This is a genomic window from Cupriavidus numazuensis (assembly GCF_905397435.1).
In the GTDB taxonomy this organism is placed as follows: domain Bacteria; phylum Pseudomonadota; class Gammaproteobacteria; order Burkholderiales; family Burkholderiaceae; genus Cupriavidus; species Cupriavidus numazuensis.
The window spans coordinates 37,482-60,708 of record NZ_CAJPVI010000052.1 but is presented as its reverse complement, the minus strand read 5'-3'; the positions used below and the strand labels follow the sequence as shown (position 1 = coordinate 60,708).

General features: G+C 65.2%; 20 protein-coding genes. 14 read left to right on the top strand and 6 right to left on the bottom strand.

Going from position 1 to position 23,227, the window contains the following annotated elements; translation table 11 throughout:
• The first annotated feature begins 173 nt into the window (after positions 1–173).
• A complete protein-coding gene (locus KHO41_RS31655) occupies positions 174–1,565 on the top strand; it encodes an NAD-dependent succinate-semialdehyde dehydrogenase (protein ID WP_211957195.1) in 1,392 nt (463 codons plus the stop codon).
• A gap of 18 nt (positions 1,566–1,583) precedes the next feature.
• Here KHO41_RS31655 and KHO41_RS31650 read toward each other — a convergent pair whose 3' ends face one another.
• The 3 genes from KHO41_RS31650 to KHO41_RS31640 form a co-directional block, all read right to left on the bottom strand.
• Positions 1,584–2,354 (bottom strand): IclR family transcriptional regulator, encoded by a 771-nt coding sequence (locus tag KHO41_RS31650; protein ID WP_211957194.1) that lies wholly within the window; start codon positions 2,352–2,354, stop codon positions 1,584–1,586.
• 76 nt (positions 2,355–2,430) lie between these two features.
• The gene (gene dmpG / locus KHO41_RS31645) at positions 2,431–3,453 is read right to left on the bottom strand and encodes a 4-hydroxy-2-oxovalerate aldolase (RefSeq protein ID WP_211957193.1); all 1,023 of its coding nucleotides are present in this window, start codon (positions 3,451–3,453) and stop codon (positions 2,431–2,433) included.
• Positions 3,454–3,467: 14 nt separating this feature from the next.
• Positions 3,468–4,409 (bottom strand): acetaldehyde dehydrogenase (acetylating), encoded by a 942-nt coding sequence (locus KHO41_RS31640; protein ID WP_211957192.1) that lies wholly within the window; start codon positions 4,407–4,409, stop codon positions 3,468–3,470.
• A 335-nt stretch (positions 4,410–4,744) separates the two neighbouring features.
• Here KHO41_RS31640 and KHO41_RS31635 point away from each other — a divergent pair, with 335 nt between their 5' ends.
• On the top strand, positions 4,745–5,083 hold the full coding sequence (locus tag KHO41_RS31635) for a hypothetical protein (RefSeq protein WP_211957191.1): 339 nt from the start codon (positions 4,745–4,747) through the stop codon (positions 5,081–5,083).
• 47 nt (positions 5,084–5,130) lie between these two features.
• Here KHO41_RS31635 and KHO41_RS31630 read toward each other — a convergent pair whose 3' ends face one another.
• From KHO41_RS31630 to KHO41_RS31620, 3 genes are all read right to left on the bottom strand, one after another.
• Positions 5,131–6,483, bottom strand: a complete 1,353-nt coding sequence (locus KHO41_RS31630; RefSeq protein WP_211957190.1) for a 3-deoxy-D-arabino-heptulosonate 7-phosphate synthase — start codon at positions 6,481–6,483, stop codon at positions 5,131–5,133.
• A 16-nt stretch (positions 6,484–6,499) separates the two neighbouring features.
• Positions 6,500–8,839 carry an ATP-dependent DNA helicase gene (locus tag KHO41_RS31625; RefSeq protein ID WP_211957189.1) on the bottom strand — a complete coding sequence of 780 codons (2,340 nt, stop codon included), beginning with the start codon at positions 8,837–8,839 and terminating at the stop codon, positions 6,500–6,502.
• A gap of 911 nt (positions 8,840–9,750) precedes the next feature.
• A complete protein-coding gene (locus KHO41_RS31620; protein WP_211957188.1) occupies positions 9,751–11,265 on the bottom strand; it encodes a CoA-acylating methylmalonate-semialdehyde dehydrogenase in 1,515 nt (504 codons plus the stop codon).
• Between the two features lie 187 nt (positions 11,266–11,452).
• Here KHO41_RS31620 and KHO41_RS31615 point away from each other — a divergent pair, with 187 nt between their 5' ends.
• From KHO41_RS31615 to KHO41_RS31560, 12 genes are all read left to right on the top strand, one after another.
• Entirely contained in the window at positions 11,453–12,418 is a 966-nt protein-coding gene (locus KHO41_RS31615) for a LysR family transcriptional regulator (protein WP_211957187.1), read from the top strand.
• A 160-nt stretch (positions 12,419–12,578) separates the two neighbouring features.
• Positions 12,579–14,210 carry a thiamine pyrophosphate-binding protein gene (locus KHO41_RS31610; RefSeq protein ID WP_211957186.1) on the top strand — a complete coding sequence of 544 codons (1,632 nt, stop codon included), beginning with the start codon at positions 12,579–12,581 and terminating at the stop codon, positions 14,208–14,210.
• Positions 14,211–14,230: 20 nt separating this feature from the next.
• The gene (locus KHO41_RS31605; protein WP_211957185.1) at positions 14,231–14,962 is read left to right on the top strand and encodes a succinate dehydrogenase/fumarate reductase iron-sulfur subunit; all 732 of its coding nucleotides are present in this window, start codon (positions 14,231–14,233) and stop codon (positions 14,960–14,962) included.
• 2 nt (positions 14,963–14,964) lie between these two features.
• Positions 14,965–15,300, top strand: coding sequence for a succinate dehydrogenase (locus KHO41_RS31600; protein WP_211957184.1), 336 nt, complete (start codon positions 14,965–14,967; stop codon positions 15,298–15,300).
• Positions 15,297–15,644 (top strand): succinate dehydrogenase, encoded by a 348-nt coding sequence (locus tag KHO41_RS31595; protein ID WP_211957183.1) that lies wholly within the window; start codon positions 15,297–15,299, stop codon positions 15,642–15,644. The genes KHO41_RS31600 and KHO41_RS31595 overlap by 4 nt, the downstream gene beginning before the upstream one ends.
• Positions 15,645–17,393: an L-aspartate oxidase gene (locus KHO41_RS31590; RefSeq protein ID WP_211957182.1), complete on the top strand. Its 1,749-nt coding sequence runs from the start codon at positions 15,645–15,647 to the stop codon at positions 17,391–17,393.
• A 12-nt stretch (positions 17,394–17,405) separates the two neighbouring features.
• A complete protein-coding gene (locus tag KHO41_RS31585) occupies positions 17,406–18,341 on the top strand; it encodes a fumarate hydratase (protein WP_211957181.1) in 936 nt (311 codons plus the stop codon).
• Positions 18,335–19,018: a fumarate hydratase C-terminal domain-containing protein gene (locus tag KHO41_RS31580; RefSeq protein ID WP_211957180.1), complete on the top strand. Its 684-nt coding sequence runs from the start codon at positions 18,335–18,337 to the stop codon at positions 19,016–19,018. The genes KHO41_RS31585 and KHO41_RS31580 overlap by 7 nt, the downstream gene beginning before the upstream one ends.
• A gap of 19 nt (positions 19,019–19,037) precedes the next feature.
• A complete protein-coding gene (locus tag KHO41_RS31575) occupies positions 19,038–19,871 on the top strand; it encodes an amidohydrolase family protein (RefSeq protein WP_211957179.1) in 834 nt (277 codons plus the stop codon).
• Between the two features lie 64 nt (positions 19,872–19,935).
• A complete protein-coding gene (locus tag KHO41_RS31570; RefSeq protein ID WP_211957178.1) occupies positions 19,936–20,862 on the top strand; it encodes a LysR family transcriptional regulator in 927 nt (308 codons plus the stop codon).
• Between the two features lie 214 nt (positions 20,863–21,076).
• Positions 21,077–22,171, top strand: a complete 1,095-nt coding sequence (locus tag KHO41_RS31565; RefSeq protein WP_244874122.1) for a Bug family tripartite tricarboxylate transporter substrate binding protein — start codon at positions 21,077–21,079, stop codon at positions 22,169–22,171.
• Positions 22,172–22,197: 26 nt separating this feature from the next.
• Positions 22,198–23,199 carry a Bug family tripartite tricarboxylate transporter substrate binding protein gene (locus KHO41_RS31560; RefSeq protein ID WP_211957177.1) on the top strand — a complete coding sequence of 334 codons (1,002 nt, stop codon included), beginning with the start codon at positions 22,198–22,200 and terminating at the stop codon, positions 23,197–23,199.
• Positions 23,200–23,227: the final 28 nt, after the last annotated feature.

Below are 23,227 nucleotides of genomic sequence, written 5' to 3'. Positions count from 1 at the left end.
ACGAAGCAGCGGCTGGCACAGCTGGGCGCGGAACCCGCAGGCGGATCTCCCGAGGATCTTGCCCGCTTCATGCGCAACGAATCGGCCCGATGGTCGGCCGTCGTGAAGACCGCGAACGTCGCAGCGGACTAGCTCGTTACTCAACCCTTTGACTGGTCTTCCGAAGGATAGCCATGACCCAAACCATTACTACCTATAACCCCAGCACGGGTGCCGCGCTGCAGACCTACGAAGGCTGGACCGCCGGGCAGATCGAGACGGCCGTCAGCGCCGGCCATGCCGCAGCGAAGGCATGGGGCCAGCAACCACTGGCGGACCGTGTTGCAGCCGTGCGCCGCCTGGCTGAGGAACTGCGCCGCCAGGCCAGGCCATTTGCGGAGCTGATTACTGCCGAGATGGGCAAGGTGCTGCCCGAGGCCGCCGGCGAAATGGAAAAGTCCGCGGTCACCGCGCTCTACTATGCCGACAACGCCGCGCGCATCCTCGCTGACGAGAAGGCTGACATCGAAGGCGTGGACGCATGGGTCAGCTATGAACCGATCGGCCTGGTGCTCGCCGTGATGCCGTGGAACTTCCCGGTGTGGCAGGTCATGCGTTTCGCGATTCCGGCGATTACCGCGGGCAACGGCGTGCTGCTGAAGCATTCGCCCAACGTCACGGGATGTGCGCTGGCGCTGGAAAAGCTGTTCCTCGACGCCGGGCTGCCGAAGCATCTCGTGACCACGCTGGTCGTCGCCGAACCGGACGTACCGCAGGTGATCGATGGCCTGATCCACGACGACCGCATCGCGGCCGTGACGCTCACGGGATCCAATCGCGCCGGTGCCGCCGTCGGCGCGGCGGCGGGCCGGGCATCGAAGAAGTCCGTGCTGGAACTGGGCGGTTCCGATGCCTTCATCGTGCTGGACGATGCGGGCCTCGACCAGGCCGTGGCCGCGGCCGTGAAGGCGCGCTTCCACAACGCCGGGCAGAGCTGTGTCTGTGCCAAGCGCTTTATCGTCTCGGAAGGGATTGCCAAGGCATTCACCGAACGGTTCGTACAGGCGACGCAAGCCCTTGTCGTCGGCAATCCGAACGACTCTGCCACGCAGATGGGGCCGCTGGCTCGCCCGGACCTGCGCGACGCATTGGACCAGCAGGTGCGCCGATCGGTCGAAGCCGGCGCCGTGCTGCTGGCCGGAGGCAAGGCCGTGGAGGGGCCAGGCAACTTCTACGCGCCGACGGTGCTCGGCAATATGCAGCCGGGGATGGCTGCCTTCGATGAAGAGACGTTCGGCCCGCTGGCCGCCATCGCCGTGGCCAGGGACGACGCTGATGCGGTGCGCCTGGCCAACGCGACGCCGTTCGGCCTGTCGGTGAGCGTCTGGGCCGGATCGACTGAGCGCGCGCTGGCGGTGGCCAGGGGCATTACCAGCGGCGCCGCATTCATCAATGCGATCACCGCTTCCGACGCACGCGTGCCGTTCGGTGGTACGAAGAAGTCGGGCTACGGCCGCGAGCTTGCGGCCGCAGGCATCCGCGAATTCACCAACGCCCGTACGTACTGGGCCGTGGCGTCCGCCTGATTGATTCCAGGCAGGTACTTACCCCAGCCTGCCGCCGATCTTTTCGCTGATGGATTGCGCCACCCGCCGCACCACCGGAATGAGCGCGCGCAGTTGCGCTTCGTCGGTGTAATCGGTCGTTCCCGTGACGCTGATGGCTGCAACCGTGTGGCCGCTGGCATCCCTGATCGGCACCGCCACGCAGCAGATGCTCGGCGCGTCTTCTTCCAGATCAAAGGCATAACCGCCCTGCGCGTACGCGCGCATGCCTGAGAGCCAGCGATCGAGGGGGAGGTGCACATTGCCCCGCTTCGCATCGTATTCGTAGCGAGCTGTCCACTTGTCCTCGCTCTCGTCGAGGATCAGTGCCTTGCCCACGCCGGTCGAGCAGACCGGCTTGCGGCCGCCTATGCGGGAGTTGACGCTGATCGGGCGCTGCCCGCCGATCTTGTCGAGGTAGATGATCTCGTCGCCGTCGAGTTGGGCGAGGTGAATGGTGTCCCGGGTTTGCTCGGCCAGTTCTTCCATGCCGGCGCGCGCGCTGCGCGTGATGTCGGAGTCCCGGTAGGCGGCGAAGCCGAGTTCCAGCAGGCGCGGGCCCAGCCGGTAGCCGCGTCGCGGCTCGAAATGGAGGTAGCGGGCCTGCACCAGGGCCGACGCCAGCCGGTGCGTCGTGCTGAACGGCAGGCCGGTGCGGTCCGCAATGTCCTGCACGGTCTGCGAACCGGCCGCGACGGCATCGACCACGTCCAGGCCGCGGAAAAGCGTCTGGCTGGCGAGGGTGCGGGTGGGGTTGGTGGTGTCGGTCATGCCGGCAAGTGTAACGCCGCCGGAGGGGTCCGGCGGCACTTTGCGCGCGCGTAGTCCGAACGCAGGCCCTGTCGCTTTATGCCTTGTTGAGCAGGTCCAGCGCCACGTCGACGATCATGTCTTCCTGGCCGCCGACCATGCGGCGCTTGCCAAGCTCGACCAGGATGTCGACGGTCTTGATGCCGTACTTGTTGGCGGCGACTTCGGAGTGGCGCAGGAAGCTCGAATACACGCCGGCGTAGCCCAGGGCCAGGGTCTCGCGGTCGACGCGCACCGGGCGGTCCTGCAGCGGACGGACGAGGTCATCGGCGGCGTCCATCAGCGCGTACAGGTCGGTGCCGTGGTCCCAGCCCATGCGGTCGGCGGCGGCGATGAAGACTTCCAGCGGCGCGTTGCCCGCACCGGCGCCCATGCCGGCCAGGCTGGCGTCGATGCGGTCGCAGCCTTCCTCGACGGCGACGATCGAATTGGCCACGCCGAGCGACAGGTTGTGGTGGGCGTGCATACCCGTCGTGGTCGACGGATCGAGCACGGCCTTCAGCGCGCGGAAGCGAGCCCGGACGTCATCCATGCCGAGCGCGCCGCCGGAATCGACCACGTAGATCGTGGTCGCGCCGTAGCTTTCCATTTTCTTCGCCTCGACCGCCAGGTTCTCCGGCGTGGTCATGTGGCTCATCATCAGGAAGCCGACCGTATCCATGCCCAGTTCGCGCGCACGCTCGATATGCTGGCGCGAGACGTCGGCCTCGGTGCAGTGCGTGGCCACGCGCACGATGCGCGCGCCGGCCTTGTAGGCGTTGTCCAGGTCATGGATGGTGCCGATGCCGGGCAGCAGCAGCGTGGCGATCTGCGCGTGCGAGATCTCGCCGGCCACGGCCTCGATCCACTCCAGGTCGGTGTGGGCGCCGAAGCCGTAGTTGAAGCTGGAACCCTGCAGGCCGTCTCCGTGGGCGACCTCGATGGAATCGACGCGGGCCTTGTCGAGCGCGCGGGCGATGTCCTTGACGTTCTGGATCGAGTACTGGTGGCGGATGGCGTGGCTGCCGTCACGCAGCGTCACGTCGGAAATGTAGAGCTTCTTGCCGGGGTTGAAAGGCATGGCGGGGTGTCTCCTCAAGCGGTCAGTGCGGCCTGCGCCATGCGCTCGGCGGTGGCCAGGGCGGCGGAGGTCATGATGTCCAGATTGCCGGCGTAGGCGGGCAGGTAGTGGGCGGCGCCCTCGACCTCCAGGAACACCGACGTTTTCAGGCCGCTGAACTTGCCGAGGCCCGGGATGTTGAGCGGGGCGCTGGCCGGAATTTCGTCGAACTGCACCTTCTGCTTGAGGCGGTAGCCGGGCACGTACTGCTGCACGGCGGCGGCCATTTCCTCGATGGAGGCTTCCACCTCTGCGCGGTTGGCGGCGGCGCTCAGCACGTAGACCGTGTCGCGCATGATCAGCGGCGGCTCGGCCGGGTTCAGCACGATGATGGCCTTGCCCTTCGCAGCGCCGCCGATCACTTCAATCGCCTTCGAGGTTGTCTCGGTGAACTCGTCGATGTTGGCACGCGTGCCCGGGCCGGCCGACTTGCTGGAGATCGACGCAACGATTTCGGCGTAGTGGACCTTTGCGACGCGCGACACGGCCGCGACCATGGGGATCGTCGCCTGGCCGCCGCAGGTGACCATGTTGACGTTCAGCGCGTCGAGGCGGTCGTCCAGGTTGACCACCGGCACGCAGTACGGGCCGATGGCCGCCGGGGTCAGGTCGATCATGCGGATGCCCGGCTTGACTTCACGCAGGCGGGCGTCGTTCTTCACGTGGGCGCCGGCGCTGGTGGCGTCGAAGACGACGTCGATGTCAGCGAAATTCGGCAGGTTGATCAGCCCTTCCACGCCCTCATGCGTGGTCGCCACACCCATGCGGGCAGCACGCGCCAGGCCATCCGATTCCGGGTCGATACCGACCATGGCGCCCATTTCGAGGTGCTTGCCATGGCGCAGGATCTTGATCATCAGGTCCGTGCCGATATTGCCGGATCCGATGATCGCGGCCTTGAGTTTCCTTGTCACCAATTGAGCCTCCTTGGGTGGCGCGTTGCTGCCGGCCCTCTGTTGTTTCGGGGATGGGCAGCGGGGGCGGTCTTGCGGGATTCGGTGGCCGCGCCCGTGAACGAAGATTACTCCGTCTCAACGAACTTATCAACATACGAGATTTAATCTCATATGTTAAGAAAATAAAGGCCAAAAAGAGATTTTCATCGTACTTTTCGAGGGCGGTATGCGGCGCTTGGAGATTCCGTGTTGTCAGAAAGTCTCTGGGCTACCATAGGAACGCTGGCAACGAGCCGCCTTGCTCGCCCGCCAAATCAAGCCGGCAGGCACCTTCTTCCAGGTCAAACGGAGCATTCATGCCTTCAGCTGTGTCCCTCCTACTGAAATCCACGGCAACTGCCATGCTGCTGACCGCGGCGTCGCTGGCATTTGCGGCTCCACAGTCGACCAGCCAGCCGCTGGTCCTCGATACGCAGGGCGGCATCAGCGACGGAAAGAGCGGCGGCACCGGGCTTCAGACCGCCCCGCCTTCGCGTCGTGGCGCCGCGGGAGCCCAGCCGTACATGGCACCCGAAGCGTCGCAGTCCAATGGGGCGGCGCAGTATCCGATCATCGTCGCGCCGTATATCGAGGTGCCCGGCGGTGGCGCGCATCCTCCTTATCCGACGCCGCGTCCAAGGCCTACGCCACACTAGCCGTGCCGTGAGGCGGATGCAGGTTTCACCCAGCCTTGCCGCGAACGCTAAGCCTGGCTGTCGCTCGCTGCGAGCAGGTCGTCCGGATGGACCATCAGGTCGCGGACCTCGCGCATCACCGCGTATTGGTTCAACACCGCGGCCCAGCGCGGCGATTCCAGCAATTGCTGCCACACCGGTTCGAGGTCCCGCGCATCCGCGTGCCGTGTTTCGGCGACGTGCGCCGCGAAGTCAAGGCTGTCCTGCGCGGACAACAGTTGCATCCGGCTGGCCGCACTGAGCAAACGCGGTGCGGTCTCGGCAGGGGCATTGCTGCAGTAGAGCACCGTCTCGGCGAGCGCGGTCTCGTCAGTGGGCAGTGCGCTTAACGAGGCGCCGCGCAGCCTGACCACGCCTTCATGCGTTTCAAAGTCATAGGTCACGGCAGCGTCCGCTTGCGCGAGCAGGCGCATGCCGCGCAGCAACCGCGGGAAGTCGGTGGTGGCCGCATCGGCGGAGGCCTTGGCCTCCGCGAGCAGGCAAATGTCCCAGGCCGGTGCATCGTCGATCGTTTCCGCCTGCCTCAGCAGTACCGCATCCCATTCGGTCTTGGCGCGCTCGTGCTTTGCGGGAATGGATGCGGGTACGCGCATCGACGTGACAACACGGTATGGAGTCCCGGTGCCATCTGCCTCATTGAGTCGGCGCGCCAGGGCCTGAAGTGCCTGTGCCGTGAGTGCTTCGACGGCAGTGCCACGCCGCTGCGCATCAACACCCTGGGCCGCAGCCGCCGCAGTGCCGGAGCGTGGACCCTGTCGGTCCCACAGCGTCCGGTACTGGCGCACGAGCGCATCGGACCCCAGCGTCTCGAGGCGCCGCAAGCGTTCCAGCTCGGGACTGTCAGCGAGCCGCGACAAACGATGCCGGGTCGGTGTGTCGTCTGCTATCGCCGGCAGATCCAGCAGCTGTTGCACTGCGTCGTGTAATGCTGACCACGATGACGATGATGCCAACGCATGCAGCTTCACCATCCCCTCACTTTGCGGCTTGCGCGGATGGGCCAACGCATTGACGCTTGCGAGGACCGGACGCCGATCCTGCTCGGCACGCGCGGACAGCGATGCATATTCGCGAACATGCGTCACCCGATGCCGAAGCAGCATGGCCTGAAAGACGGGATCGCCGGCATCCGCGCGCATGGCGTCGTGGATCAGCCGGGCGAGCGCTTCGACGAACAGGCGTTCGAGCGCCGCGTCCGGCGTTTCGCCGCGGACCAACGCCAGGCGTGCCTGTTCGATCACGGTCGCCAGCGTGGTAGAGGGGCCTGCTTCTCGCACCTCGGACAGTGCAGGCAAGCGATACCGGCGAGCAACGGCGCGCAGCGTCTGCTGAAGCAAGGCGGGCGGTGGCAGTAGGGGCATGGCGATCGTTGGCAATTCAGGGGGCGGGCTTTCGTTCGTGAACGTTGCGCTGCCGATTATCCATCGCCGATATCTCCCACCATGCAGGCAGCATCTCACGCACCTCCGGCCGCGCAAAACGATCGTCGATCAGCCACACCACGCCACGATCCTCGCGGGTGCGGATCACGCGGCCGGCCGCCTGCACGACCTTGCGCAGGCCCGGATACAGGTAGGCGTAGTCATAGCCGCGGCCGAAGGCGGCATCCATCCGTTCGCGCAGTTGTTCGTTGACGGGGTTCACCTGGGGCAGCCCGAGCGTGGCCACGAACGCGCCGATCAGGCGGTCACCGGGAAGATCCACACCTTCGGAAAACACGCCGCCCAGCACGGCGAAACCGATACCCCGTCCGCCCGCCGCGAACGCATCGAGAAACGCTGCCTGGCCAGCCTCGGTCATGCCGCGCGCCTGCGACCAGGTCGGGATATCGGGATGGCATTCGGCCAGCAGCGCGGCGGCCTGCTGCAGATAGTCATGACTGCTGAAGAAGGCCAGGTAGTTGCCGGGACGCTGCGCGTACTGGTCGGCCATCAGTTCCACGATCGCCGGCAGCGAGCGTTGCCGGTGGGAATAGCGCGTGGAGATATGGCGCGCGACATGCACGTCGAGCTGTTCGGGCTGGAACGGCGAGGGCACTTCCACCCACACCGCACTGGCCGGCATGCCGAGCAAGTTGCGGTAGTAGTCGGCTGGCTGCAGCGTGGCGGAAAACAGCGTGGTCGAATGCGCCCCGGCAAAGCGCGGCGCAAGATATGGCGCAGGCAACAGATTGCGCACGCACAGCGCGGCATCCACGCCGGAACGGCCGCGCGCCGTGCGTGTGATATCGAACAGCGAATGCTTGCCGCCGTACTCCGTCATCTGCTCCGCCAGGCGCAGGAAGTGCATCGCATCGAAGTAGAAGCGTTCCAGCGTGGCGTCGTGCCGCTGCGGATGCTCGCTCATGTCGTCGATGATGGCGGTGCAGAGCTGGGTCAACGCTTCAACGAATGCCGCGGGTTCTTCATCGTGCGTTTCGTACTCAGCTTCGCTCGATTTGGCAAGCGTGTTCCACTGCCGATAGACCTTGTTCATCTTCGACTTCAGCGCGCCTGGCGCGGACAGGCGCACGCCGCGGAATGCCGCGTGGTCCAGCGTAGCCGTGTACATGGTGCGGCCGCGTTCGACCAGGTTGTGCGCCTCATCGACCAGCACGCTCACGCGCCATTCGTTCAGCGCGGTCAGCGCATACAGCATCGCGCTGCGGTCGAAATAGTAGTTGTAGTCGGCCACCACCAGATCGCTCCAGCGGATCATCTCCTGCGTGAGGTAATACGGGCACACCGCATGCGTACGGGCGATCTCGCGCACTGCGTGGCGATCCAGCAGCGGTGCACGGCTTGCGGCTTCGCGCGCCGCTGGCAGCCGGTCATAGAAGCCTTGCGCCAGCGGGCAGGATTCCCCGTGACAGGCCAGATCCGGATGCTCGCAGGCCTTGTCGCGCGCGGTCAGCTCCAGCACGCGCAGCGGCGCATCGTCGGGACTGCTGCGCAGTTGCGCAGTGGCCTGCAGCGCGACGGCGCGGCCCGTCGACCGTGCGGACAGGAAGAAGATCTTGTCGATGCGCTGCGCGGGCATGGCCTTCAGCGCTGGAAACACCGTGCCGATCGACTTGCCGATGCCGGTAGGTGCCTGCGCCAGCAGCGTACGTGCCGAGGCATTGGCTTTGTAGACCGACTCCGCCAGCAGGCGCTGCCCGTCACGGAACGTGCCGTGCGGAAAGGCCAGCGCCTGCAAGCCTGCATCGCGATCGCTGCGATGTGCGATTTCGCGCTCGGCCCAATGCATGAAGCGGCGGCAGCTGTCTTCAAAGAAGGCACGCAGCGTCGCGGCGTCGTAGCGTTCCTTCAGTACGCGTTCACGCTGGCTCAGGATGTCGAAATACACGAGCGTCACGTCGATCTTCTGCAGGTTGCGGGCCTCGCACAGCAGCCACCCGTAGATCTTTGCCTGCGCCCAGTGCAGCGCCTGATGGTTCTGCGGGATCTCGGCCTTGTCGCCGCGTACGGTCTTGATTTCCTCGACGCGGTTGGCTACGGGATCGTAGCCATCGGCACGGCCGCGCACGCGCAGGCCTTCGAATTCACCCGACAGCGCTACCTCGGACTCGTAGCCCGGCCCGCGGCGGCTCGTGACCACGCCATGGCCCGCTACGCCTTCCTGCCCGGTGGGGGAAGGCGTGAAGCGCAGGTCGAGGTCGCCGGCCTTGGCGGTGAATTCGCATAAGGTGCGGACGGCGACGGTGTAGCGGGGTGAGGCGGGTGGGGTGGCGGACAAGGCGCTAACGGGCGGGGGATTTCTGGACTGTATGAATATACAGTGAATGGGGCCGGATGGAGGATCGGGGCTAGCTGACGAGCCTGCGGGGGTGTCGTTCTTGGCGGGCGCTGCTGTTTCGCCGGCGTAGCCGGCGAGTCACTTTTGTCCGAGCGACAAAAGTAACCAAAAACGCGTTTTGGTTGCCCCAAAGGGGCGAATTTTTATCGTAGTGTGCCAGGGGTGTTGTACGGGTATGGGCTTCAGAGGGGATTTCCGCTGCCTGCCGCGTGGGGCACGACCGTGTCAGAATTACAGCGCTGATTGAACGAGCCCTGCAAGAGTCTGTGGACCCTGCTGCGAGCGGCATCGGGTGATCGCCTTCGGCTGCGCTGCGCGCAGAGCCCTAGTCTGAGCACGCAGGCCCAAGGCAAAGCAGACCCGGGTGAAGATGCCGCGCTTGCATGCGCGCAGAGATAGGAAATTGGGACTCGGGCGCCGGCGACGCTGATGAGCTTGCGTCCAGACGACGACGTGCGCGCAGCGCAGCCGAAGGCGTCCCACCACTGACCGTGTTGGAACGCTGTACCCGAGTCCGTCTTGGGGATCGTCCAAAAGCCGTGCCGCGTGAGGCACAGGTTCTGACTCACATGGCGTAGCAGGGTCGAACGGCCGACCACCATCGCAGGCGTCCAAAGCCGTTTGAACCGCTGCCGCCGTGGAATTGATGGCCAGCGGCAACGACGCGCTTTTTGGTTACTTTTTGTCGCTCGGACAAAAAGTGACTCGCCGGCTACGCCGGCGAAACCGCGGCGCCTGCCAAGAGCGACACCCCGGTCTCAACCAAAACCCGCCGGCTACGCCGGCAAAACAGCGGCGCCCGCCAAGAACGCCACCCCAATCCCAACCACAAAACCCGCCCGAGACCTCCCTTACTTCGCCGTAGGCATAGCAAACTCCGCCCCCCGCGTAACATCCCCCGGCCAACGCTGCATAACACTCTTCTGCCGCGTGTAAAACCGCACCCCTTCCTCTCCATAGGCATGCATGTCGCCGAACAGCGAGCGCTTCCAGCCGCCGAAGCCGTGCCAGGCCATCGGCACGGGGATCGGCACGTTGATGCCGACCATGCCAACTTCGATGCGGCGCGAGAACTCGCGGGCCACCTGGCCGTCGCGCGTGTAGCAAGCCACGCCGTTGCCGAACTCGTGGTCGTTCACCAGCTTTACGGCCTGCGCGAAGTCATCCACGCGCACGCATGACAGCACAGGGCCAAAGATCTCTTCCTTGTAGATGCGCATGTCTGGGGTGACGTTGTCGAACAGCGTGCCACCGGTGAAGAAGCCTTGCTCATGCCCCGGCACCTTGTAGTTGCGGCCGTCGACCACCAGCTTCGCGCCTTCATCCACGCCGAGTGCGATGTAGTTCTCGATGCGTTCGAGCGCCTGCCCGGTGACGACCGGGCCCATTTCGGCCGCAGGGTCCATGCCATTGCGGATTACCAGTTCGCGCGCACGGGCCTCCAGCTTCGGCATGATCTTGTCGGCCACGTCGCCGACCAGCACCGCGACGGAGATCGCCATGCAGCGCTCGCCCGCGGAGCCGTAGGCCGCACCAATCAGCCCGTCCACGGCCTGGTCGATGTCGGCGTCCGGCATCACCACCATGTGGTTCTTTGCGCCGCCCAGCGCCTGCACGCGCTTGCCCAGCCGCGCACCGGTCTCGTAGATGTAGTTGGCGATCGGCGTGGAGCCCACAAAGCTCACTGCCTTGACGTCGGCATGATGGAGCAATGCGTCCACCACGGTCTTGTCACCTTGCACGACGTTGAAGACGCCGTCGGGCAAACCGGCCTGCTTGAGCAGCCTGGCCATGAACAGCGATGCCGACGGGTCGCGCTCGCTCGGCTTCAGCACGAAGCAGTTGCCGGCGGCAATCGCGACCGGGAACATCCAGCACGGCACCATGCACGGGAAGTTGAACGGCGTGATGCCGGCCACCACGCCAAGCGGCTGGCGCAGCGTCCAGTTGTCCATGCCGGTGGAGACCTGGTCCGTGAAATCGCCCTTGAGCAGCTGCGGAATACCGCAGGCGAATTCGATGATGTCGATGCCGCGGCTGACTTCGCCCGCCGCATCGCTCAGTACCTTGCCGTGCTCGGCCGTGATGATGGCGGCCAGCTCGTCCTTGTGCTGGTTCATCAGCTCCAGGAACTTCAGCATGACGCGCGCGCGGCGGATCGGCGGCGTGTCGGCCCACTTCGGGAATGCCGCCAGTGCGCTGGCCACTGCGGCATCGACATCCTCGACCGTGCCGAGCCGAAGCTGCCGCGCCACGGCGCCGGTCGCCGGGTTGAACACGGCCTGTGAACGCGTGCCCGAGCCGGCATAAAGCTCGCCGGAAACGAAGTGGATCACGTCAGCGGAATCGTTGTAGGGCGCCGTCATGGGGATCTCCTGTGCTGGTCTGGCGGGCCTGCTTCGCCCGTCGTGTCTGGGAATGAGGCGAGTGTAGGGAGACCGGCGAGGCGCGGGTAGCCATCTGGCGCCGAACTCACTGTTCAGGATTTTTAGATACTGGCATGCTATGGATTCGAACTATAGACGCTGAAAGTGACGCAAAAGGAGTCCGGAGATGACGAAAACCAACGTAGAGGACCTTTGGGAGCACCTGCACTGGCTCGTCGTGCTGCATCAGCAGGGCAGCTTTAGCAAGGCCGCCGCACGGCTGGGCGTGAGCAAGGCGTCGATGAGCCAGCACATTGCCGATTTGGAAAAGGCGGCTGGCATCACGCTCGTCCAGCGCACCACGCGCAGCGCTACGCTGACGGATGCCGGCCGCCAACTGGTCGATTCGATGCGCGGCGCCTTTGAGCAGATCGCCTCGGGCTATGCCAATGTCCGCGATCTCGCGGGTGCGCCGCGCGGATTCTTGCGTGTCACCGCGCCGGTGGCGTTCTCCCGGCAGCAACTGGTGCCGCGGCTGCCAGAATTCCTGCGCCGCTATCCGCAGATCCAGGTCGAGCTGGATATGTCGGACCGCTTGCGCCCGCTCGCGCAGGAGGGCTTCGACATTGCCGTGCGGCACACGTCCGCGCCGCCCGAAACCCATGTCGCCTGGACGCTTGCGGCCACGCGTACGGTGCTGGTGGCAAGCCGGTCCTACCTCAGGACCCGAAGCGCGCCCGAATCGCCCGAGGCGCTGGCCGATCACGCCTGCCTGCACTATCCGCGGCGCCAGGGCACCGCTACATGGACCTTCGTACCGGAGGCGCCGGATGCAGGCGCAACGCATGCCGATCCGGTTACGGTCCCGGTGGCCGGCCCGCTCGCGGTCAATAACAGCGAGGCATTGCGTGACGCCGCCATCGAAGGCCTCGGCATCGCGCTGCTGCCTGACTTCAGTGCGCAGTCGGCGCTGGAAAGCGGAAGACTGGTCGAGCTGCTGCCGCAATGGCGCGCGACCGGCGCGTTCGGGGAGTGGCTCTATGCCATCCGGCCGTATTCCGCGCATGCATCGCGCGTCTCGCAGGTCTTTGTCGAGTACCTGAGGGAGTCGTTCTCGCAGGGCTTCACGTTCCGCCCGCCGGCCCAGATCTGACAGTCGGTCGCAATGAGATGCATAAACGTCACATTGCGTCCTTAAATTCAAAAAATATCAAGTTATATCTAATTGATTCAGAAATATCGATTACTTAAACTTTATTCAACCCAACCACAAAAGACCACGGCCGGAAAAGAACGGCCGGGTACGGAGACAAATGCTCGGTTCGGAACTCGTCATTCGTGCGCTCGCGCGCCGGGGTGTCACCACCATCTTCAGCCTGTCCGGCAACCAGATCATGCCGCTCTACGATGCGTGCATCGATGCCGGGATCCGCATCGTCCACGTCCGCCATGAAGCCGCGGCGGTCTTCATGGCCGATGCGTGGTCGCAGGTGACGGGCCAACTCGGCGTGGCGCTGCTGACCGCTGCGCCGGGCATTGCCAACGGTATTGCGCCGCTGTTCTCCGCATCGCAGGCGGAAAGCGCTGTGCTCGTGTTGTCCGGCGATTCGTCGGTGGCCGAAGACGGCATGGGCGCGTTCCAGGAGCTGGACCAGGTCGCCATGACGGCACCGCTGACCAAATGGTCCAAACGCGTGACCGATGCCAGGTCGCTCGTTTCCACGCTGGACACTGCCATGTCGACGGCCATGGCAGACCGCCGCGGCCCCGTGCACCTTGCGCTGCCGTTCGACCTGATGACGCGGGAATCCGGGCTCGATGCCTTGCCTGCGCAGATACCCGACGCGAAGCCGGTGGAGCCCGCCGCGAACACCATCTCGACCATCGCGCAACTGCTGAGCCAGGCGCGCCGGCCGCTGATCCTCGCAGGACCCTCGCTGTGCCGGGAGCGGAATCGCCGGGCACTGCCGGGACATAGCCAGGCCTTGAATGCCCCGATCATCCCCATGGAAAGCCCCCGCGGATTGCGCGATCCGTCGCTGGGCGCGATCGCGGAAGTCGTCGCGGAATCCGACCTGATCGTGCTGCTCGGCAAGCGTCTCGACTTCACGGTGGGGTTTGGCCGCGAGAGCGTCTTCGGCAAGACGGCGCGCGTCGTGGCAATCGACCCGGATGTGGACATGCTGCGCCGGGCGGAACGACTGCTCGGCGACCGCCTCGCCGCCCGCTGCGTCGCGGACGTATCCACGGCGCTCGAGCGGATTGAACAAGCGTCCCGCCCGTCCGAACACGATCGCGCCGCATGGATGGAGCGTGTGGGTGCCGCGCGGCTGGAACGCGGCACCGCACAGGCCGGAACGAAACCGGGTATCCACCCGCGCGCGTTGTGCGAGTCCGTCAATCAGTTTCTCAGCGGTGTTCCGGAACCGATCCTTGTGTGCGATGGCGGCGAGTTCGGCCAGTGGGCGCAGGCGTTCTGCACTGCGCCGACGCGAATCATCAACGGCGTGTCCGGTGCGATCGGCGGCGGCATCTGCTATGCCATTGCCGCGAAGATCGCCCGGCCCGATGCCACGGTCGTCCTGCTGATGGGCGATGGCACCGCCGGCTTCCACCTGTCCGAGTTCGACACCGCCGTGCGCGAGCAGGCCGGCGTCATCGCCGTGATCGGCAACGACCTGCGCTGGAACGCCGAACACGTGATCCAGCAACGCACCTACGGCGAGGACCGCCTGATCGGCTGCGGGCTCAGCGCCAAGGCGCGCTACGACGCCGCGGTCGCCGGGCTGGGCGGTTTCGGCGCCTTCGTCGAGCGCCTCGATGCACTGGCGCCGGCGCTGCAGGCCGCGCTCGACAGCCGCCAGCCGGCCTGCATCAACGTACGGATGGAAGGCGAGCCCGCGCCGGTGTTTGCGCGGAACCAGAGCGGCGCTTCGGCACATTGAACGACACGGGGGAGACAGTGATGGAGGCGACAAAGACCGCGCAGCGCATGCTCACGGTGCGCATTGCACGCGGGACAGAAGAGGGCAGTTTCACGACCTACGAAGTACCGTGGCGCGAGAACCAGACCGTGCTCGACGTGGTCACCGAAGTGCAGCGTCGCCTCGACCCGACGCTGTCCTACCGCTTCGCGTGCCGCGTAGGCGTGTGTGGTTCCTGCGCGATGACCGTCAACGGCCGGCCGCGCTGGACGTGCCGCACGCACGTGAGCCGCGTGGAAGAAGACGGCGTGATCGTGATCGAGCCGCTGCGCAATATGCCGCGCATCAAGGATCTCGTGGTCGACATGTCGGAGTTCTTCGACAAGTGGAAGAAGGCGGGCAACACCTTCGTCGGCACGGCCACGCGTGATGACCCGCCGGCAGCCGTGTCGCCGACCAGCCGCAAGCGCAAGATGGCCGACGCCGCGATCGAATGCATCAACTGCGGTGTCTGCTATGCCGCCTGCGATGTCGTGTCGTGGGACAAGGAATACCTGGGCCCGGCGGCGCTGAACCGCGCGTGGACGCTGTTCAACGACGAGCGCCACGCCGACCCGAAGGACGTGCTGCGCAAGGCGACCTCCGGCAGCGGCTGCAATGCCTGTCACACGCAGGGCAACTGTATGACGCATTGCCCGGTCAGCCTGAGCCCGACGGGCAGCATCGCGGGTTTGAAGAAGAACGCGCTGCTGCAGTTCCTGAAGGGAGGTTGAACATGGAGCAGCGTCTTTTCGCCCTGCAGCGCCTGACGGCGATGATCATGGCGCCGTTCGTGCTGGTCCACCTGGGCGTCATCCTCTATGCGGTGCGCGGCGGGCTGACGGCTGCCGAGATCCTGTCGCGCACGCAGGGCAGCTGGATCTGGATTCCGTTCTATTCGCTGTTCGTCATCAGTGTGGCGGTGCACGTGCCGATTGGCCTGCGCAACATCCTCATCGAATGGGCGCGACTGAGCCGCAGCGGCGCATCGGTGGTTTGCCTGCTGTTCGGGCTGGTGCTGCTGGCGATGGGACTGCGCGCGGTAGCGGCGGTCGGAGGGCTCTGGTCATGAAGTCACCACGCAACCATCGCGCGTACTGGGCGTTCCTGGGGCATCGGCTCTCGGGGCTGGCGCTCGGTCTCTTTCTGCCCGCGCATTTCTATGTCCTCGGCCTTGCGCTGGACCAGCGCGCCCGCATGGACGCGTTCCTGAAGTTTGCCGACATGGGCGCGGTCAAGTTCGGGGAGTGGGGCCTCGTGCTGCTGCTCTCCATCCACATGTGCTTCGGCCTGCGGTTGCTGGCGCTGGAGCTGTTGCCGTGGAGTTCCACACGTGACGCACGGCTGTCGTGGATCGGCTGGGGCGGTGCGCTGTCGCTGCTCGTTGGCGTGGTCTTTGCCCTGGGAGTCATCTGAATGCAAATCGAGAACCACAAGACGGACATCCTGATCCTCGGGACTGGCGGGGCCGGCCTGTTCGCGGCGCTGCACGCGAAGAAAGCGAATCCTGCGCTGAAGGTCTCCGTGACGGTCAAGGGCCTGCTCGGCAAGTGCGGCTGTACGCGCATGGTGCAGGGCGGCTACAACGTGGCGCTGTCTGCCGGCGATTCGGTCGAGCGCCACTTCATGGACACGATCGAAGGCGGCAAGTGGCTGCCACGGCAAGACCTGGCTTGGCGGCTCGTGGAAGGCGCGGTCGAGCGCGTGCGCGAACTCGAGAACGAGATCGGCTGCTTCTTCGACCGCAATCCGGACGGCACGCTGCACCAGAAGGCGTTTGCGGGGCAGAGCTTCGACCGCACCGTGCACAAGGCCGACCTGACCGGCATCGAGATCATCAACCGGCTGATGGAGCAGGTGCGCGCGCTCGATGTGGAAGAGATGGAGGAGCACCGCGCGATCGAGCTGATTCCCGCGGCGGACGGCTCGGGCATCGCGGGCGTGCTGTTCATCGACATGCGCCGTGGCACCTACCGCTTCGTGCAGGCCAAGGCCGTGCTGCTGGCCACGGGAGCAGGGCCGACCATGTATCGCTATCACACGCCGTCCGGCGACAAGACCTGCGATGGCCTGGCCATGGCGATGCGCTACGGCCTGAGCCTGCGCGACATGGAGATGGTGCAGTTCCATCCGACCGGCCTGCTCGGTGGTCCCGATACGCGCATGACGGGAACGGTGCTTGAAGAAGGCCTGCGCGGCGCGGGCGGCTGGCTGCTCAATGGCGATGGCAACCGCTTCATGACCAATTACGACGCACGCGGCGAGCGCGCGACACGCGATGTGGTCAGCCGTGGCATCTATGCCGAGATGCGTGCCGGCCGGACCGGGCCGATGGGCGGCGTCTACATCCAGATGAGCCACCTCGGGCCGGAGAAGGTCGCCAAGACGTTCCCGGGCATGGTCAACCGCTGCAGCGATTGCGGTTTCGACCTCGCAGGCGGACGAGTCGAGGTCGTGCCGACGGCGCACTACCTCATGGGTGGCGTCGAGTTCAACGTCGACTGCAGCACGGCATCGCCGGGACTGTTCGCGGCTGGCGAGGACTGCGGTGGCGTCCACGGCGCGAACCGCCTCGGCGGCAACGGCGTGGCGAACTCGACCGTGTTCGGCGGCATCGCAGGCGATGCGATGGCCGACTATGTCTCGGGCGTGCGGCAATGGAAGGAGCCCGACCGCCGTGTGATCGAGCGCGGCATCGAGCGTGCGGAGTATCCGTTCTCGAAACCGGCCGGCGCGATTCACGACCTGCGCGATGCACTGGCACAGACCATGTGGGACGACGTCGGCGTGTTGCGCCACAAGGCGGCGATGCGCCGCGGCCTGGAATCGGTCGCTTCGCACCAGCGCGCGTTGATGGGCATGGGCGTGCCCGACGGTGACCGTCGCTACAACGTGACATGGCACGACTGGCTGAACCTGCAAAGCCTGGTCGACATCTCGCGCGTGATCACGGTCTCCGCACTGGCGCGCGAGGACAGCCGCGGTGCGCATTTCCGCGAAGACTTCCCCGAGACGGGCGACCTGCACGGCAGCCGCTACACCCGTGTGAGCGCCGACGGCGATGACCTTCGCCTGGAAATGGTCCCCGTGAAGTTCGATATTGTCCGGCCCGGAACGTCGCTGATCACTGGCGAAGCCGGCCAACCCCCGAAAGTTGCCGCATAAAGGACCGCTACGATGACCATTTCCATCGACCGGGTCGAGGAAGCCGCGTTCGAGATCATGAAACGCGCCGCGATCGAGATCCCCAAGGACTACAAGGAAGGTATCAAGGCATTGCAGAAGACGGAGACGGGCAAGCTGCCGCGCTTCGTCATCCACGCAATGCAGGACAACTGGGAAGCCGCCGACCAGGACCGGCGCCCGATGTGCGCGGACACGGGCCTGCCACGCTACTACGTGAAGGTCGGCAATGAAGCGGCGATCCAGCGCGGCTTTGTCGCCGTCGAGCGTGCGCTGCGCAAGGCGACCGCCGATGCGACGCTGGCCGTGCCGCTGCGCCCGAACCGCGTGCATCCGCTCTGGCGCACCGACAACAACAACAACGTCGGCATCAACGCGCCCGAGATCGAATGGTCGTTCGAGCCGGACTCAGACTGGGTGGAGATCACCACGGTGCACAAGGGCGGCCTGTTCGGCACTGACTACCGCATGCTGTTCCCCGGTGATGGCATCGACGGGATCAAGCGCTTCGTGCTCGACACGCTGATCGCATTTGGCAAACGCGGCCTTGCGTGCCAACCGGCCATTGTCGGCATTGGATTGGGCGGCTCCAAGGATACGTGCATGCAGCTTGGCAAGCAGGCGGCCTGCCTGCGCGTGGTTGGCGACCGCAACCCCGATCCGAAGATTGCTGAACTGGAGCTTGAGCTGATGAAGCTCGGCAACTCGATCGGCATGGGGGCGATGGGCTTTGTCGGTTCGTCGATGGTGGTCGACTGCCACATCGAGGTCGGCCATACCCACACGGGCGGCATGCCGATCAGCCTCCATACGTTCTGCCTGTCGTCGCGGCGCGCCACGGCACGCATCCATGCGAGTGGCGAGATCGAGTACCGCACCGACCCGCAGTGGTTCACCCCTTACCTGCGCAGGGAGACAGTCGAATGGTAAGCCCGCAAGACGATGACCTGAAGGTCTTCCACATCAACCTGCCTGCCAAGACGGAAGACATTGCCAAGCTCGAACTGGGCTCGGCCGTCTACCTGAACGGCGTGATCTACACCGCGCGCGAGGGCGTCTACAAGAAGGTGCTCGATGAAGGCTTCGAGCCGCCGGTCGAGCTGCGCGGGCTCAGCAACGTGAACTTCCACTGCTCGCCGGCAGCCGCGCCCGATGGCGACGGCGGCTACAACGTCGGCGCGGTGACGGCCACCGCAAGCTTCCGCTTTTCGAAGTGGATTCCGCGGTGGATGGAAAAGACCGACTGCCGGATCTTTATCGGCAAGGGGGGCATGCCCGCCGACGACTACAAGCGCGTGCTGGCGCCCGGCGGCGCGGTCTACCTGACTACAGTGGGATACGGCACGGGCGCACTGCTGGGTCGCGGCATCAAGCGCGTGCGCGATGTGTTCTGGCTCGACGAGCTTGGTATTGCCCAGGCGATGTGGATGTTCGAAGTCGAGAACTTCGGCCCGTTCATCGTCGAGAGCGATCTCGATGGCAATTCGCTGTTTGCGCAGCATGCAGAGGTCATCAACGCCGGCATCGAGAAGCTTTACGCCGGCCTCAAGCCGCCCGCGCTGCACCGCTACGGCGAGACCGACGACCGCAAGAATGAAGTGATGTAGCGCCCCTAAAGGAACGGACATGATCATCGATTTCCGACTGCGGCCGCCGCTCGGCGGCTTCCTGAACACCCTGATGTACTCGGCCGGCGAACGCCGCGACGGCTTCACGCGCACGGTCGGCTTCGAGCCGTCGCCGGCCGCGCAGCAGCAATCGATGGATCTGCTGATGCAGGAGATGGACGAGGCCGGCGTCGACGAGGGTGTTGTCGTGGGGCGCCTTGCTGGCACGCTGGGCAGCGTATCGAATGACGATGTGGCGCGCATCGTGCGCGACTATCCGGGGCGGTTCATTGGCGCGGCGTCCATCGATCCGACTAACCGAGTGGCTGCCTGCAAGACCATCTCTGATGCTGTTGCGAACGGCTTCAAGGCCATCAATATCGAGCCAGGTTCGTATCCCATACCGATGTACGCGGACGATCGTCGCCTGTACCCGATCTACGCGCACTGCGAAGACCTGGGCGTGCCGGTGATCCTGATGGTCGGCGGCACGGCGGGCCCGGATCTCAGCTATTCCGACCCGATACGCACGGACCGTGTGCTTACCGATTTCCCGAATCTGAAGGTCGTGGTGGTGCACGGTGGCTGGCCATGGGTCACGGAGATCCTGCACATCGCGTTCCGCCGGCCGAATCTGTACCTGTCGCCGGATATGTACTTCTCGCGGATGCCGGGCTGGGAGGAGTACGTGAAGGCGGCCGATACCTTCCTTGCGGGCCGCATGCTTTACGCGAGTTCGTTCCCGTTCTGCCCGGTGCGCGACTACAAGCAGTGGTTTGAAACCCTGCCGATCCGCCCGGAGAACATGGAGAAGGTCATGGGCGGGAACGCACGCCGGCTGCTGGGGCTATAGGGCACGCTCGATGCGCCTGTGCGGCACAATGACGGCGCACTGAACCCCTGATACCGAGTCGAATATGGACGTCAAGACGCTCTACACCCTGGTCGCCATCGCGGATCGCGGCAGCTTCGCCGAAGCGGGCAACGCCATCGGCCTCTCGCTGTCCGCCGTGAGCATGCAAATGCGCGCGCTCGAGGAAGAATTGGGCATGACCATCTTCGACCGCAGCCGCAGGCCGCCGATCCTGACGGATGCCGGGCTCGCGTTCACCAACCGCGCCCGCGACCTGCTGACACATTGGGAAAGCATGAGTGCGGCACTCAAGCGCGAAGCCGCAGGCGGCGTGCTCAAGCTCGGGTCTGTGCATACGTGCGTGTCCGGCCTGCTGCCGCTCGCGCTGAAGCGGCTCCAGCAGCAGGGGCATCGTCTCGACATCCATCTGACGACGGGGCTGACCCACGATCTGGAGCGCGCCGTGCAGCGGCGCCAGCTCGATGTCGCCGTGGTGACGGAGCCCGAGGTGCCGCGCCTGGATCTGGAGTTCACGCCGTTCTTCAATGAGGAGTTCGTGGTCATCACGCATGTCACGACGCGTGGCGACTCGGACAAGGGGGTGTTGGAGACAACGCCGTATGTCCGCTTCAACCGCACGGCGCGCGTCGGCTTTCTGGTCCAGGAAGAAATGGTGCGCCGGCAGATTGCGGTCCGCTCGACGATGGAAATCGACACGCTGGAGGGTGTCATCTGCATGGTCGCGAACGGCCTGGGATCTTCGGTGGTGCCTGCGCGAGGTGTAGAGAACGAGTTTCCGGCGTCGATCCGTACCATCCCGTTCGGATCGCCGCCGCTGATGCGCAGGCTCGGCATCCTGGTGCCGCGTGACAACCCGCGCGCGCACCTGTCGCGGCTGCTGCTCGATGCCCTGACGGCGGTTTCCGCGCCGACGAGCGCGCCGGACAGCGCGCCCGATGACAACCGGCCCAGGCTTGTTCGGAAGCGTTAGTTCGACGAGGAAGGCCTCCAGTCGGATTGAGAACTTGCATTTTATTTAAATGCAAGACGGACCGCTTTTACCTGAATTTATATTAACCAGTTTAACTGGTGACAGTAACTGAAAGATCAGGTTTTTATTTAAGGAAATCCATCACTAGCATTCATTGAAGCAGAAACACTGCGCACGATAGCCGCGAAACAGCGGCACTACACAGGAGACAGCAATGACATCATTTGGCATTGGAAAGGCGCTCACACGTTGCAAGAGACAGACCCTGCATTGGCTGCGCCGGGTGCGGGCGAATCCCGTCGTAAAGGAGCTGTGCGGCGATGCGGACGCCAGGCGCCATGCAGGTTCGACTGCGGTGGCCATGTTCGCGTTCGCGATCGCGCCGTTGTACATGACGCCGGCGCATGCGGAGGAGTGGCCGGGCAAGCCGATCCGCCTGGTGGTGCCATTCGCGTCAGGCGGTGCGACCGACCTGCTCGCACGCGCACTGGCGCTGGAACTGGGCAAGCAATGGAAGCAGCCCGTGGTGGTGGACAACCGTCCCGGTGCAGGCGGTGCGGTCGGGGCGGAGGTCGTCGCCAAGTCGGCGCCAGATGGCTACACGCTGCTGCTGGCCTCGGGCAGCATGTTTACGGTGAATCCCTTTATCTATCAGAAGCTGCCGTATTCGGCGCAGAGCTTCGAGATGATCAGCAAGGTTGCCAGCGGCCCGATGGTCGTCACGGTCAACACCAAGGTGCCCGCCAAGACCATGGCGGAACTGATCAGCTATGCGAAGGCCAATCCCGGCAAGCTGACGTTCGGTTCGGCCGGTAATGGCAGCCAGGTCCATATCGCGAGCGAGGCGTTTGCCGAAGCCGCGGGCATGGAGGTTGTCCATGTGCCGTACAAGGGCGATGGACCGGCGTATGCGGACCTGATGGCGGGCGTGATCGACATGACGGTGGGCAATATCAATGGCATCTCGCCGCTGCTCAAGGGTGGCCGCCTGCGTGCGCTGGCGGTGACGGGCAAGGAGCGTTCGCCGCTGCTGCCCGACGTGCCGACGGTGGCGGAAGCCGGCCTGCCGGGCTTCAGTTTCTACGGCTGGTTTGCGCTGATGGCGCCGGCGGGAACGCCCAAGGACCTGACCGCGAAGATGTATGCCGATCTCGAGCATGCCGTGTCGGAGCCGCGCATGCAGCAGTATCTGGCAGGGCAGGGCATGACCAAGACGCTGTCGCCGAATGGCCGCCTGGTCGAGGAGATCGCGCAGGAATCGGGCCGCTGGAAGATGCTGGTGGCCCGGCGCAAGATCTCGGCCAACTAGCCGGGTCAAGAGCGGAGACACGTACCATGGAACGAATGCTTCGCAGGACCCTAAGGGCAGCGGCCATCGGCATGGCGGCGGCCAGCGCTGCGGCGGCGCTGCCCGCCGCGGCACAGACCTATCCGAGCCGGCCGGTCACGATCGTCGTGCCGTTCAGCGCAGGCGGCGACGCGGACCAGTCCGCGCGCAACCTGTCCGTGACGGCATCCGCCATGCTCGGGCAACCGGTTGTGGTGATGAACCGGCCAGGCGCCAACGGAGCCATCGGCTCGCAGGTGGCGAAGGATGCCGCGCCGGACGGCTATACGCTGCTGCTGGCCCGGGTTGGCTCGCAAGTGCTGCTTCCCGCCATCCAGGAATCGGGGCTTCAGTACAAGTGGAACGACTTCACGTTTATCGGCCTGCTCGAACTGAACCCTGTGGTTTGCGTCGTGCATCCGGAGTCGAAGTACAAGAGCATCGCGGATCTCGCTGAGGAGCTGAAGGCGCACCCCGGCAAGCTGAACTACAGTGCGTCGGGCCCGGCTACGGTGCTGAATCTGGCACCGCAGCTGCTGCTCCAGAGCCTGAACCTCAAGCCGGCCGATGCCGTCAGCGTGAACTACAAAGGCGGTAACGAGGCAGCGCTCGCCGTGATCTCGAAGGAAGTCGATTTCAGTTGCCCCAACCTGAGTTCGGTGGCAGGCCAACTCTCGGGAGGCAAACTGCGCGCGCTGGTGACCACGACGCCGGAACGGCTGAAGCAGCTTCCCGATGTGCCGACTGCGCGCGAGGCTGGCTTTGCGAAGCTCGAGGCGGTAGTAGGATGGAGCGCGTTGTATGGCCCGCCGAAGCTGCCTGCAGAGATCGTCGGGAAGTGGGCCGGCATCCTGAAGGCGGCTGCGACCGATGCGCGATGGATTTCCGCCAACGCAACCTATGGCGGCATACCGCGCATCCTGACGCCCGAAGAGACGACGAAGTATGTGTCGGAGAGCTTCGCGACCTATCAGTCCCTGGCCCGCAGCGTCGGCATCAAGGTGCAGTAGTGCGGCACGACAAGAAAAAATGAGTTGA

Excerpts from the sequence above, each read along its gene's own strand:
- KHO41_RS31560 (WP_211957177.1), top strand. The coding sequence starts at position 22,198 with ATGGAACGAATGCTTCGCAGGACCCTAAGGGCAGCGGCCATCGGCATG.
- KHO41_RS31600 (WP_211957184.1), top strand. The coding sequence starts at position 14,965 with ATGGAGCAGCGTCTTTTCGCCCTGCAGCGCCTGACGGCGATGATCATG.
- KHO41_RS31570 (WP_211957178.1), top strand. The coding sequence starts at position 19,936 with ATGGACGTCAAGACGCTCTACACCCTGGTCGCCATCGCGGATCGCGGC.
- KHO41_RS31575 (WP_211957179.1), top strand. The coding sequence starts at position 19,038 with ATGATCATCGATTTCCGACTGCGGCCGCCGCTCGGCGGCTTCCTGAAC.
- KHO41_RS31630 (WP_211957190.1), bottom strand. The coding sequence starts at position 6,483 with ATGCCCCTACTGCCACCGCCCGCCTTGCTTCAGCAGACGCTGCGCGCC.
- KHO41_RS31610 (WP_211957186.1), top strand. The coding sequence starts at position 12,579 with ATGCTCGGTTCGGAACTCGTCATTCGTGCGCTCGCGCGCCGGGGTGTC.
- KHO41_RS31585 (WP_211957181.1), top strand. The coding sequence starts at position 17,406 with ATGACCATTTCCATCGACCGGGTCGAGGAAGCCGCGTTCGAGATCATG.
- KHO41_RS31615 (WP_211957187.1), top strand. The coding sequence starts at position 11,453 with ATGACGAAAACCAACGTAGAGGACCTTTGGGAGCACCTGCACTGGCTC.
- dmpG (WP_211957193.1), bottom strand. The coding sequence starts at position 3,453 with ATGCCTTTCAACCCCGGCAAGAAGCTCTACATTTCCGACGTGACGCTG.
- KHO41_RS31650 (WP_211957194.1), bottom strand. The coding sequence starts at position 2,354 with ATGACCGACACCACCAACCCCACCCGCACCCTCGCCAGCCAGACGCTT.
- KHO41_RS31580 (WP_211957180.1), top strand. The coding sequence starts at position 18,335 with ATGGTAAGCCCGCAAGACGATGACCTGAAGGTCTTCCACATCAACCTG.
- KHO41_RS31590 (WP_211957182.1), top strand. The coding sequence starts at position 15,645 with ATGCAAATCGAGAACCACAAGACGGACATCCTGATCCTCGGGACTGGC.
- KHO41_RS31620 (WP_211957188.1), bottom strand. The coding sequence starts at position 11,265 with ATGACGGCGCCCTACAACGATTCCGCTGACGTGATCCACTTCGTTTCC.
- KHO41_RS31565 (WP_244874122.1), top strand. The coding sequence starts at position 21,077 with ATGACATCATTTGGCATTGGAAAGGCGCTCACACGTTGCAAGAGACAG.
- KHO41_RS31605 (WP_211957185.1), top strand. The coding sequence starts at position 14,231 with ATGGAGGCGACAAAGACCGCGCAGCGCATGCTCACGGTGCGCATTGCA.
- KHO41_RS31595 (WP_211957183.1), top strand. The coding sequence starts at position 15,297 with ATGAAGTCACCACGCAACCATCGCGCGTACTGGGCGTTCCTGGGGCAT.
- KHO41_RS31635 (WP_211957191.1), top strand. The coding sequence starts at position 4,745 with ATGCCTTCAGCTGTGTCCCTCCTACTGAAATCCACGGCAACTGCCATG.
- KHO41_RS31655 (WP_211957195.1), top strand. The coding sequence starts at position 174 with ATGACCCAAACCATTACTACCTATAACCCCAGCACGGGTGCCGCGCTG.